We start from the raw sequence: 12,464 nt of genomic DNA, 5'->3' as shown, positions 1-12,464 counted from the left end.
ATCGGCCCAGCCTTCGTTCCCCCGGACGTGGGAAGGCACGGCAAAACGGATCAGAACCGAGGTGTTACGCCCATGGAGGCCCCGCCGGACAACGACGTGCTGTGGGCACGCGCCCTGCACTTCAGCCACCCGGACGGCTCACCGGGTGTCACCGGTGTCTCGCTGGGCGTGCGGGAGGGCGAGATCCTCGCCGTCAGCGGCCCGCGCGGCAGCGGCAAGACGACGCTGCTGAGGTGCCTGGCCGGTCTGGTCCCGGCGCAGGGCGGCGAGGTCTGGTTCAACAGCAAGGCCGTGCACCGGATGGGCCCGTTCGCCCGGGAACGGCTGCGCCGCGACCGCTTCGGCTGGATCGACCCGGCCCCGACCCTCGTCCCCGAGCTGAACGTCTGGGAGAACACCGCCCTGCCCCTGATGCTGCGCGGCACCGGCCGCCGCCGGGCCAAGGTGGCCGCGCTGGAGTGGCTGGAGCGCCTCGACGTCGGCGACAAGGCACGCAAGCACCCGGCCGAACTCCTGCAGGCCGAACGCCAGCGCGTCTCCATCGCCCGCGCCCTCGCGCCCGCGCCCACGGTCCTCTTCGCCGACGAGCCGACGGCCCCGCTGCACCGCGCCGACCGCGCCCACGTCCTGCGCACCCTCACCACGGCGGCCCGCTCGCACGGCATCACGGTCGTCCTCGCCACGCACGACCCGGAGACGGCCGCCCTCGCCGACCGCAAGGTCGATCTCCTGGACGGCCGCCGGGTGAACACGGTCCACCTGCCGCCGGTCCCCGAAGCGGAAGGCCGGGCCGAGTGCTCAGTCTCCGTCTGACCCGCGCCGCCCGGCCGACCGTCCACCTGCGCCGCCTCCTGGTGGCCGCCGCGGCGGCGGGCACGGGCTTCCTCCTCCTCTCCGCCCTCGGCTACGCGCTGACCCACCCGGACCGCTCGACCGCGGCGCTCCTGCGCCTCTCCTGGTGCGCGATCCCGGCCGCCAGCACGGTGTACCTCGCGGTCGCGGTGGCCCGCACCGACCCCGGCGCCAGGCCGCGCCCCGGACTCTCCGCCTTCGGCCTGGGCCCGGCCCGCCTGATGGCGATCGCCGCCCTCAACACGGCCCTCGCCTGCACCCTGGGCTCCCTGCTGGCCCTCCTGGTCTTCCTCCACCTGCGCGGCGACCTCACGGGCATGCCCTTCGACGGCGCGGCGAAGGACTTCCTGGCGGCAGGCAAGTCCCTGCCCGTCCCGGCGGCCCTGACCCTCCTGGCCACCCTCCCGGTCCTCGCCCCCGCCACGGTCGCAGTGACCCTCCGCCCACGCGACCTGCCCCACCCCGGCACCCGCACCCGCGTCTACGGCCGCTTCGGCGCCTACGGCAAAACCCCGAAACCCGAAACCTTCGGCACCTACGGCCGCTTCGGCGCCGGCTTCTTCCGCAACCCGACGACCACCACCACCAAGCCCACACCCACGACGGAGCCCCCAGCCCAGCCCGTTCACCCTCTTCATCCCACGCAGCCCACGCAGCCCACGCAGCCCACGCAGCCCACGCAATCCGCGGGCAGTCGTGCCGCTGGGGCGGCACGGGTGGGCGCGGACGGCACCCTGCAAGCGCCGGTAAGCGAACCCCACCCCCCGGCCCAGGCCGACAGCACCGAGAACACCCCGGCCCAGGCACCCGACCTCCCCACCACCCCACCCCCCGCCCTCCCCTGGGGCATCGCCGTACTGGCCGCAGGCCTCGCCGTGGAATCCTCCGCCGCCGTCACCGGCACCACCCCCCACACCACCCTCCCCGGCGGCCTCGCCACCGGCCCCGCCGGCGTCCTCGCCGGCTGGGCGCTCACCGCCCTCGGCCTGGTCCTCGCCGCCCCCGGCCTCACCCACCTCTGCGGCCGCCTCCTCCAGTCCGTCCGCCCCGGCGCCCGCCGCCTCCTGGCCGGCCGCGTCCTGATGGCGGAGGCCACCCGCATCGGCCGCCCCCTCGGCGTCGTCTGCGCGGTGGCGTCGGCCGCCTTCGCGGCCACCGCCCTCCACGGCGACGAAGGCGGCGCCCCCGCCTTCGGCCCCCTCACCACTCTCGGCGGCCTCGTGGTGGCCGGCTGCACGCTCGCCACCCTCCTCACCGCCGCCATGGAGGCCCGCCAGTCCCGCGCCGGCACCACCGCGGCCCTGCTCCGCCTGGGCGCTCCGGCGACCGTTCTGCGCAGCGCGGCGGCCCTGCGCGCCGGTGCGCTGCTGGCCCTCTTCGGCCCTCTCACCCTGCTGATCGCGGAACTCGCCGCGCTCCCGCTCGCCCGCTGAAAGGCCGTACGCGCTGGACGAGCCGTTCGAAAAAACCGGCCCCGAAAATCGGTCCCGGCGATGACTTTCGCCGGGCCCCCCGGTCTGTCCCCACGAACGGCACGACACCCGAGGGAGAGACCCCCATGTACCAGCAGATGATCTTCGTGAACCTGGCCACCGACGACGTCGCCGCGTCGCGGACGTTCTTCACGGAGCTCGGCTACTCGATCAACCCGCAGTTCAGCAACGACGACTGCTCCTGCGTCGTGATCAGCGACACCATCATCGCGATGCTGCTGAGCAAGCAGCGCTACGCCGACTTCACGAAGAAGGAGATCGCCGACCCGACGAAGACCAGCGAGGTGCTGATCTGCCTGAGCGCGGAGAGCCGCGAGAAGGTCGACGAGCTGGTGGGGAAGGCGGTCGCGGCCGGCGGCACGGCGAACGACGACGTCCAGGACCACGGCTTCATGTACGGCCGTTCCTTCGAGGACCTCGACGGCCACAGCTGGGAGGTCATGTGGATGGACCCGGCGGCGGTCCAGGGCTGAGCCCCGCCGGTACCTGGCATGGGCCCGTGCGGACGAGCACGGCCCATGCCGTTCACGGCACCTTCACGGCAGATCGACGGGCGCCGGGCTCCACTTGCACCGCGCGTCGTCCTCGTCCTTGAGAGCCGGGTCCCCGAGGGGAGCCGGCCAAGTACGACGGAGCGGCCACGGACGGCCCCGCAGCGGCCCGGGGCCGGGACCTAGCATGGGCGGGTGCATCCGACACCCGCCCAGCCGAACCCCCCGCAGCCCTGGCCCGCGTCGCCGCACCGGGCCGCCCGCGACCGTGAGATCGAGTCCCTCGCCGAGTTCGACGAGGTCGTCGCCGCGCACGGGACGCTCGCCCAGTACCGGATCCAGGCCGTCGATCTGACAGACCGTACGGACGTCCTGCTGACCGCCGACACCGCCGGCGCCGTCTTCCTCGGCTGCCCGATGTCCCCGGAGGCCGCCGCCCGGGCCGGCGCGTCCGGTGCCCTGGTGTTCCCGCCGGTCCCGGACCTGCCCTTCGACCCCTACCGCGCCTTCGTCTACACGCCCGGCGAGCTGTTCGACTCGCTCGACGCGGGGTACGAGGCGACCCCGGACGCCCGCTCGTACGCCTGGTTCCAGCAGACCAGGGCGGACGGCGACATATTCGGTTCGATGCTGCGCTCGATCCACGACGACGCGGTCTCCGACGCGCTGGACGAACTCCTCGTCGGCGCCCGGGTGGTGGGCGTGATGGGCGGGCACGCGATGGCCCGCGGCACGGCGGAGTACGCCGGTGCCGCCCGGCTCGGCCGGGAACTCGCGCGGGCCGGCTTCACGGTGGCGACCGGCGGCGGCCCGGGCGCGATGGAGGCGGCGAACCTGGGCGCGTACGCGGCGCCCTTCGACGACGGGATGCTCGACGAGGCCCTGGAACTCCTCGCGAAGGCACCGTCGTTCCGGCCGTCGGTCACCGACTGGGCGCGCGCCGCCTTCGAGGTCCGCGAGCGCTGGCCGGACGGCGGTCCCTCGGTCGGGATCCCCACCTGGTTCTACGGTCACGAGCCGCCGAACGCCTTCGCCGCGCACATCGCCAAGTACTTCGCCAACGCCACCCGCGAGGACGGCCTGCTGGCCCGCTCCAACGCCGGTGTGGTGTTCCTGCCGGGCGCCGCCGGGACCGTGCAGGAGATCTTCGACAACGCGACGCCCAACTACTACGAGTCACGCGGCGAACCGACCCCGATGGTGCTCGTGAACGAGGCGCACTGGAGCGAGCGGCTGCCTGCCTGGCAGCTGCTGACCTCGCTCGCAGGGGACCGGCCGATGGCGTCCCGTATCGCCCTGGTTGACCGGATCGAGCAAGCTTCACAAGCGCTGAAACGTCTCACCAATTAAACAGAAGGCAAAGTCAACACCTGTGGACCGCATATGCGTTGACACTACTTACGGCGCACTTATAGACCTGAGGGACTCTTGGGGATCCTGATGCCTCACCTCACTGTCGCGTCAATTCCCCCTCAGCCCCCCTCAGTTATGCACTCAGTAAGGACAAACGTGTCCATATCCCGCCGCAGTGCACGTCGTTCCGTGCGCGTCCTGGGAGTTGCCGCCGCGTCGGCCGCGCTGGCGTTCACCGCCTCCGGCACTGCCCTCGCGTGCAACATCTCCGACTTCTCCGCCGAAGCCACGTGCGACGGCAGCAACGGTGTCATCAACGTCAAGGACATCGACGCCTCCGGTACTCCGGCCACCATCACCGTCTTCCTGGAGAACAACGGCGCCGACGCGAAGCAGGTCGGCGAGGCCCAGACCGTCAAGGGCTCCAAGGGCGGCACCACGGTCTCCTTCGCCGAGGACTGGCAGCCGAACGCGGAGTACCGGGTCCACGTGGTGGTCGACACCAAGGGCATCAAGATCGACACGAACATCACGCCCAACCTGACGACCCCGTCGACGGCGTGCAAGTCCGCGGAGACCTCCAGCCCCTCCCCGACGGGCACCACCACCCCGTCGCCGTCGGCGACCGAGACCACCCCGGCCGAGTCGGACTCCCCGACCCCGTCCGCCTCGGACAGCACCACCGCCCCGGCTTCCACGACGGACAACGCCCCGTCCCCGGCCGTCGGTGAGTCGAACCTCGCCGAGACCGGTGCCAACTCCAACACCGGCCTGATCGCCGGTGTCGCCGCCGCGCTCGTGGCGGTCGGCGGCGGAGCCGTCTGGTTCGGCATGCGCCGTCGTGGGGCGCACAGCGGCAACTGACCCGCCGCTCGCTCCACCCGTACACCGTCGAGGCCCGTCCCCGTATCCCCGGGGGACGGGCCTCGGCCGTACCGGCGAACCCCTCAGTCCAGTACGACGGTCTCCGCCGCGTCGAACTCGACGCCCACCGCGTCCCCCGCCTCCGGGGCCTCCCGCAGCGCGCAGGCCGCCTCCAGGCGGGGCCCGTCCTGGGGCTGGAGGTGGACGGTGACATGGGTGCCCTGGAAGGTGCGGGCGGCCACCGTGCAGGGCAGCCCCGCGTCGGCCGCGACGAGCCGTACGCCGGCCGGCCGGACGAGCAGCGTCCGCGTCCCCTGCCCGGCGCCCTCGGCCACCGGCACCTTCCCCCAGGGCGTCACCGCGACCGTCCCCTCGACGGTCGCCGGGACCACGTTGCCGAAACCGAGGAAGCGGGCCACGAACTCGTCCGCGGGCCGCTGCCAGACGTCCAGGGGCGTGCCGGACTGGGCGATCCGCCCGTCCCGCATCACCACCACCCGGTCCGCCAGCGCGAACGCCTCGCCCTGGTCGTGCGTCACCGCCAGCACGGTGGTGCCCAGGCGCCCGAACAGCTCCCGGAGTTCGACCACGAGCCGCTCCCGCAGCGAGCGGTCGAGCTGCCCGAGCGGCTCGTCGAGCATCAGCAGCCGGGGCCGGGGCGCCAGCGCCCGGGCGAGCGCGACCCGCTGCTGCTCACCGCCGGAGAGCCCGGCGACGGCCCGCCCGGCCGCTCCCGGAAGTCCCACCAGCTCCAGCAGCTCCCCGACCCGCGCCGTCTGTTCCGCTTTCCCGGTGCCACGCATCCGCAGCCCGAAGGCCACGTTCGCGCCCACGTCCCGCTGCGGGAACAGCTGGTGGTCCTGGAACATCAGCCCGACCCCGCGCCGGTGCGCCGGCACCCGAGCCTGGTCGTGCCCGTCGAGCAACACCCGCCCGGAGTCGAGCGGTTGCAGCCCCGCCACCGCCCGCAGCAGCGTCGACTTGCCGCTCCCGCTCGGCCCGAGCACGCACACCACCTCGTGCTCGGCCACCGCCAGGCCGACGGCGTCGAGCACGGCCCGCCCGCCGAACCGCACGGTCGCCGCGTCCAGGGTCAGCAGCATCAGAACTCCCCCGTCCGGTCGGTCCGCAGCCGCTCAAGGACCAGCAGCGCCACCGCGCACACCACCATCAGAATCGTGGAAAGGGCCATCGCCTGGCCGTAGTTGAGATCACCGGGGCGGGACAGCAGCCGGGCCACGGCGACCGGCAGGGTCGGGTTGTCGGGCCGCGCGATGAACACCGTCGCCCCGAACTCCCCCAGCGACACCGCGAAGGCGAAGCCCGCCGCGATCAGCAGCGCCCGCCGCACCAACGGCAGATCGACCTCCCGCCACACCCGCCAGGGCGAGGCCCCCAGCACGGCCGCCGCCTCCCGCAGCCGCTCGTCCACGGCCCGCAGCACGGGCAGCATGGTCCGTACGACGAAGGGCACGCCGACCAGCGCCTGCGCGAGCGGGACGAGGATCCAGGACTGGCGCAGGTCCAGCGGCGGCTTGTCGAGCGCGATCAGGAACCCGAAGCCGACGGTCACGGCGGACACCCCGAGCGGCAGCATCAGCAGCGCGTCGAACCCCCGTACGAGGCGCCCCGCGTCCCGCCGGGCCAGCGCGGCGGCGGCGAGGCCGCCGATCAGCACGGCGACGGCGGTGGCGACGACCGCGTACTGCAGCGAGTTGACGACCGACTCGATCGGCGCGACCAGGAAGGTCCCGCCGTCGGCGTCGCCCAACGCCCGGTAGTACCCGAGCCCGCCGTCCAGCGACCGCCGTACCAGCACGGCCAGCGGCAGGACGAGGAGGAGCGCGACGGTGGCGAGGACCCCGCCGAGCAGTGCCCACTGCCCGGCCCCGCGCGGCCTGCGGGCCGTCACCGCCGGGTCCACCAGCCTGAGCGCGCTCTCCCGCCGCCGTACCGTCCACGCGTGCACGGCGAGGATCGCGCCGACCGCGGCGAACTGGACGAGGGTGAGGACGGCCGCCGTGGAGAGGTCGAAGATCTCGGAGGTCTGCCGGTAGATCTCCACTTCGAGGGTGGAGAACGTCGGCCCGCCGAGGATCTGCACCACGCCGAAGGAGGTGAACGTGAACAGGAAGACCATCAGCGCGGCGGCGGCCACGGCGGGCGCGAGCGCGGGCAGGGTGACCTTCCGCCAGGCCGCCGCCGGGGAGACGCCGAGCATCCGGGCGGCCTCCTCCTGCCGCGGGTCCAGCTGGGCCCACAGCCCGCCCACGGTCCGTACGACGACCGCGTAGTTGAAGAAGACGTGCGCCAGCAGGATGGCCCAGACGGTGGTGTCGAGCCGTACGCCCCACAGCTCGTCCAGCAGCCCGCCCCGTCCGACGAGTGCGAGGAAGGCGGTCCCCACCACCACCGTCGGCAGGACGAAGGGGACCGTCACCACGGCCCGCAGCACCTGCTTGCCCGGGAAGTCGAGGCGGGCGAAGACGTAGGCGGCGGGCAGCGCGGCCAGCAGGGTGAGCGCGGTGGAGGCGAGCGCCTGCCAGGTGGTGAACCAGAGCACGTGCCGGATGTCGGACTGCGCCAGCACATCGGCGACGCGCCCGAACCGCCACACCCCGTCGACCCTCAGCCCGCGCGTCACGATCGCCGCGACCGGCCAGGCGAAGAAGACGGCGAAGAACGCGACCGGCACGAGCATCAGCCCGAGCCGAGCCGCGCTCCCGCGCCGGCCGGCCGCCGCGGCTACTTCAGTACGAGTGACGTCCACGTCTTGACCCACTGGTCACGGTTGGCGGCGATCTTGTCGGGCGCCATGGTCTCGGGGTCCTGGGCGGCGGGCCCGTACTCGGTGAACTCGGCAGGCACGCTCGCTCCCTTCACCACCGGGTACACGAACATGTTCAGCGGCATGTCCTCCTGGAACTCCTTGGAGACCAGGAAGTCGATGAGCGCCTTGCCGCCCTTGGTGTTCGCGGCGTTGCTCAGCAGCCCGGCGAACTCGATCTGCCGGAAGCAGGTGCCGGTCGCGACGCCGGTGGGCGCGGTGCTCGGCTTCGGGTCGGCGTAGATGACCTCGGCGGGCGGCGAGGAGGCGTACGACACGACGAGCGGCCGGTCGCCGCCCGCCTTCTTCCCGCCGGCCGAGCCGGAGAACTCGTCGTTGTAGGCCTGCTCCCAGCCGTCGACGACCTTGACGCCGTTGGCCTTGAGCTGCTTCCAGTAGCCCTGCCACCCGCTGTCCCCGTACTGCGCGGCCGAGCCGAGCAGGAAGCCGAGCCCCGGCGAGGACGTGGACGCGTTCTCGGTGACGAGGAGGTTCTTGTACTCGGGCTTGACGAGATCGGCGTACGACTCCGGCGGGGTCAGCTTGTGCTTGCTGAAGTACGCCTTGTCGTAGTTGACGCAGATGTCGCCGTAGTCGATGGGCGTGACCCGGTGCTTGTCGGCGTCGAGCTGGTAGGCCGTGCCGACCTGGTCGAGACCCTTCGCCTCGTACGGCTGGAAGAGCCCGTTGTCGAGAGCGCGGGACAGCAGGGTGTTGTCGACGCCGAAGAAGACGTCGCCCTGCGGGTTGTCCTTGGTCAGGATCGCCTTGTTGACGGCCTGCCCGGCGTCGCCGTCCTTGAGGACCCTGACCTGGTAGCCGGACTGCTTCTCGAAGTCCTTGAGCACGTTCTTGGAGACGGCCCACGAGTCGTGGCTGACCAGGGTGACGGTCTTGGAGTCGGCCTCGGAGCCCGACGACGACGAACACGCGGACAGCGTGACGAGGCCGAGCCCGACGGCTGCGGCCAAGAAGGTCCTTGTGTGCACTGGTGTTTTCCTCCTGGGGTTGACCAGGAAGAGACGCGGCCCTGCCCGCGGTGTGCGGGCAGGGCGCAACAGCTTGAGTGATGACCGAACTTCCTACCCAGAATGACCTGGGCGAGGTTCAGAGGGTCTGCGGCCCGATTGCCGCACTCTCAGCGCTGTGGCGCTCCCCTGTCGGAATATGAAGATGTACCTGCGGCCCTCAGATTACCGCTCGGTGGCCGCGAGCTGACCACAGGCGCCGTCGATCTCCTGCCCACGGGTGTCCCGGACGGTCACCGGCACACCGTGCGCCTCGATCGCCTCGACGAACGCCTTCTCGTCCTCCGGCCGCGACGCGGTCCACTTCGAACCGGGCGTCGGGTTCAGCGGAATCAGATTGACGTGCACGGGCTTGCCCTTGAGCAGCCGCCCCAGCCGGTCCCCGCGCCACGCCTGGTCGTTGATGTCGCGGATGAGCGCGTACTCGATGGAGAGCCGGCGCCCGCTCTTCTCCACGTACTCGAACCCGGCGTCGAGCACCTCGCGCACCTTCCACCGCGTGTTCACGGGGACGAGGGTGTCGCGCAGTTCGTCGTCGGGGGCGTGCAGCGAGATCGCCAGCCGGCACTTGAAGCCCTCGTCGGCGAACCGGTGGATGGCCGGCACCAGTCCGACGGTCGAGACGGTGATCCCGCGCTGCGAGAGCCCGAGCCCGTCCGGAGCCGGATCGGTGAGCGCCCGGATCGCTCCGACCACCCGCTTGTAGTTGGCGAGCGGCTCGCCCATCCCCATGAAGACGATGTTCGACAGCCGCGCGGGCCCGCCCGGCACCTCCCCGTCCCTGAGCGCCCGCATCCCGTCCACGATCTGGTGGACGATCTCGGCGGTCGACAGGTTCCGGTCCAGACCCGCCTGCCCGGTCGCACAGAAGGGGCAGTTCATCCCGCACCCCGCCTGCGAGCTGATGCACATGGTCACCCGGTCCGGGTACCGCATCAGCACCGACTCGACGAGCGTGCCGTCGAACAGCCGCCACAGCGTCTTGCGGGTCGTCCCCTCGTCGGTCGACAGATGCCGTACGACCGTCATCAGCTCGGGGAACAACGCCTCCCGCAGCTTGTCCCGCGACCCGGCCGGGATGTCGGTCCACTGCTCGGGGTCGTGCGCGTACCGCGCGAAGTAGTGCTGCGAGAGCTGCTTGGCACGGAACGGCTTCTCCCCGACCTCGGCCACCGCGTCCTTGCGCTCGGCAGGCGAGAGATCAGCGAGATGCCGCGGCGGCTTCTTGGCTCCGCGCGGCGCGACGAAAGTGAGTTCTCCGGGCTTAGGCATAACCCAACCAGTGTCGCAGATCGACTCCGGCAGCCCAGGCCAGACCGAAGTGGGAGTGGTCACCCGCAGGTGCCGGTTGTCAGCGTTGGTCGGCCTCGGGCGGCCCAGACCCGGCGCATAGAAGATGCGGGCACGCCTTGGTGACGCGGTTCGATCGTCCTATATCGGCACCGTGCCGGGCCGCCGAGTGCCGCTGCCGTCCGCCGTCGTCGCCGTGAGCACTGCGGTCACTGCCGTCGGCGGCGCCGCCGTGTGACCACCGCATTGGGAGTTCGATCATTGCTCGGCTCAGTTGCAGATCCGACCGGCCGCGTCGGTCGTGCCGGGGCGCGCAGTGGTGTCAGCAACTGTTGCTGTTGATGTCAGCCATGGATGTCAGCGGGACTCAGCGCTCGTCTCTCAGCGTCAGCCCCCACGAACTCACGGCCCTGTTGAATACCCGGCTCAACGGATGCAATATCGCCCCGGCCTCATCAACCGCTTCCTCGTCAAAACCGGACTCAACCTCCAACCGCCGTAACCTCAACTGTTGAAGATCCCTAGAACAGAGACCAGAAGGCTGGGGATTTTCAATGAGGTCGATCCCCGGCCTTCTTCGTCTGACTACTTTCGGCTAATGTATCGAAAAGTCGAGCATCAGACGTCGACGGTCGACTCCTTGGCTTTTTGCAGCAGAGCCTCCTGGTTACGACGGCTGCGCACATCATCCTTGCGCAAACTCCTGCCCTCGTTCAAGACAGACTGAAACTGCTCGGCGGCAAGCTCGACTGCAGTACTGATCGCTACTTCAATCTTCTCCGAGTCCGAAATCTTGAACTTCAGCTTCCTCCCTTCCCTCAGCCGCCGTTTTGCTGTCTCTATCTCAGCGGTTTCGAAGATAGGCACAAGTTCCGGCGTGATCAAAGCGGACACCATCATCGCGATGTGATATTTCGCGGCTTTGAGGGTGGTCGAGTCGGGTGTTCGGGCGAAGAATCTGTCTACCCGATACAAGATCCAGGCCGCGTAGTAGTAAGCCTCAACGGAGTATTCACCCCAAACGAACGAACCCTCAGCCTCTAGCTCCTTCGGAGCACCGATCGCTCGGAAAGAATCACCGAACAGTGTCGCAGCGACCGCTCGGTTGAGTTCGGGAGTCGTGACAACGCGAGTCCGCGGGAAATCAAGAGACGCATGCTGGTTCTGTCGCAGATAACGTAGGCCGTTTACACCCGACTGGTTGAAATACTCTTCCACATCTTTCGCCATCTGGGAACTCGCCTGTATGTCAGTTGAGCCGATGGGAGTTTGCAGGTTAGTAGCGATCGCCACGCTCGTTCGCACTCCAACGTCGCCTGAGCTGACGATCTTCACCGGGATCCAAAGGTCAGAGAGGAGGGCCGGTTTGGCCTTAACCGCTTCGCTTGCCGCCCACCTAACGAGCTGGTGACTCGTCTGCCCGCCATTTACGATCTGATACCCGGATATGAAGAATCTATCACCCGACCCTTGGAGCTTTGTCGCAATGATCGTGAGTCCGTTATTGAGGAAGGGAAAGTGCTCGCGGTCATCGCTCTGAAGGGTTCTCGCGATCCGGGTATTCACTGGGTTTTGGCTACCGAGATCGAGACGCACGTTGTCGTCGAAAATCCCTGGCCGTACGGAGCCAGTCTCATCCGTCAGCAACTTCATCACCTCCGTGCCGGACAAGAGCCCGATGTAGGCCTCACTCACCCGCTCAGTCGCAGGAATGGTCTGCCGTTTCTCAAAGTTGAACCGAATGTTCTGTGGTCCGTGACGCTCTTTCAGCTTTGCGGCTAGTGCATCGTGGCCATGAGTGTTGAGGCGCAAAGGTTCTGAATAAATGCCGAGAGCTTGAATACGACCGATCGCTTCTGTGACCTGAAGCTCTTGCTGTGCACTCCTACCATCATTACTGCTAGTGGTGACGTAGAAGAGTTCGCACGGGATCCGCGGGTCTTCAAACTTGTCGCCGCTCTCTGCGATCCGATCGATCAAAGCAGCCAGGTCGACCAAGGCCGGAGGAAGCTTGACACTCTTCGCCCTAATCACGTACTTTGTCACAGCCTCGACGCCGTGAAGGAACTTCGCGATGAGCTTAGAGTCGTAGGACTCGCTTGTCTTAGCCTGGATGAAGAATACCCTCGCCGAATTAGACGCCTGGTCCGATATAAGATCGTCGATTTCTGAGACCGCGTTTGAGATCTACTGTGATGCCAGCCATGCGGTGTACCACTCGTGAAAGTCTGGTCCTGGGGTGAGACCACCCCATGCGCGGTCGTCG

At 69.4% G+C, this 12,464-nt stretch carries 10 protein-coding genes and 1 riboswitch; of the genes, 5 read left to right on the top strand and 5 right to left on the bottom strand.

The features are described 5' to 3' along the window. The first annotated feature begins 72 nt into the window (after positions 1–72). From ACFZB3_RS44515 to ACFZB3_RS44495, 5 genes are all read left to right on the top strand, one after another. Complete coding sequence (locus ACFZB3_RS44515; protein ID WP_391388307.1) at positions 73–813, top strand: ATP-binding cassette domain-containing protein; 741 nt, start codon at positions 73–75, stop codon at positions 811–813. Next, positions 795–2,285 (top strand): hypothetical protein, encoded by a 1,491-nt coding sequence (locus ACFZB3_RS44510; protein ID WP_391388304.1) that lies wholly within the window; start codon positions 795–797, stop codon positions 2,283–2,285. Before ACFZB3_RS44515 ends, ACFZB3_RS44510 begins: the two co-directional genes overlap by 19 nt. A 125-nt stretch (positions 2,286–2,410) precedes the next feature. Continuing rightward, positions 2,411–2,818, top strand: a complete 408-nt coding sequence (locus ACFZB3_RS44505; RefSeq protein ID WP_391388301.1) for a VOC family protein — start codon at positions 2,411–2,413, stop codon at positions 2,816–2,818. A gap of 213 nt (positions 2,819–3,031) precedes the next feature. Then, complete coding sequence (locus ACFZB3_RS44500) at positions 3,032–4,186, top strand: LOG family protein (RefSeq protein WP_391388298.1); 1,155 nt, start codon at positions 3,032–3,034, stop codon at positions 4,184–4,186. A 159-nt stretch (positions 4,187–4,345) separates the two neighbouring features. Continuing rightward, positions 4,346–5,053 carry an LAETG motif-containing sortase-dependent surface protein gene (locus ACFZB3_RS44495; protein ID WP_391388295.1) on the top strand — a complete coding sequence of 236 codons (708 nt, stop codon included), beginning with the start codon at positions 4,346–4,348 and terminating at the stop codon, positions 5,051–5,053. A gap of 83 nt (positions 5,054–5,136) precedes the next feature. Here ACFZB3_RS44495 and ACFZB3_RS44490 read toward each other — a convergent pair whose 3' ends face one another. From ACFZB3_RS44490 to ACFZB3_RS44470, 5 genes are all read right to left on the bottom strand, one after another. Continuing rightward, entirely contained in the window at positions 5,137–6,156 is a 1,020-nt protein-coding gene (locus ACFZB3_RS44490) for an ATP-binding cassette domain-containing protein (RefSeq protein WP_391388292.1), read from the bottom strand. After that, positions 6,156–7,754, bottom strand: coding sequence for an ABC transporter permease subunit (locus ACFZB3_RS44485; protein ID WP_391388289.1), 1,599 nt, complete (start codon positions 7,752–7,754; stop codon positions 6,156–6,158). The genes ACFZB3_RS44490 and ACFZB3_RS44485 overlap by 1 nt, the downstream gene beginning before the upstream one ends. Positions 7,755–7,798: 44 nt before the next feature. Continuing rightward, positions 7,799–8,869 carry a thiamine ABC transporter substrate-binding protein gene (locus tag ACFZB3_RS44480; protein ID WP_391388286.1) on the bottom strand — a complete coding sequence of 357 codons (1,071 nt, stop codon included), beginning with the start codon at positions 8,867–8,869 and terminating at the stop codon, positions 7,799–7,801. A 72-nt stretch (positions 8,870–8,941) separates the two neighbouring features. Then, positions 8,942–9,049, bottom strand: a riboswitch (TPP riboswitch). A 24-nt stretch (positions 9,050–9,073) separates the two neighbouring features. Then, a complete protein-coding gene (rlmN, locus tag ACFZB3_RS44475) occupies positions 9,074–10,180 on the bottom strand; it encodes a 23S rRNA (adenine(2503)-C(2))-methyltransferase RlmN (protein ID WP_366361091.1) in 1,107 nt (368 codons plus the stop codon). A gap of 636 nt (positions 10,181–10,816) precedes the next feature. Further along, entirely contained in the window at positions 10,817–12,244 is a 1,428-nt protein-coding gene (locus ACFZB3_RS44470) for an AIPR family protein (RefSeq protein WP_391388282.1), read from the bottom strand. Between the last annotated feature and the right edge of the window lie 220 nt (positions 12,245–12,464).

The organism is Streptomyces sp. NPDC008092 (assembly GCF_042957285.1).
In the GTDB taxonomy this organism is placed as follows: domain Bacteria; phylum Actinomycetota; class Actinomycetes; order Streptomycetales; family Streptomycetaceae; genus Streptomyces.
Note: the sequence above shows the minus strand (reverse complement) of the source record. Positions and strands in the feature narration are given on the sequence as shown.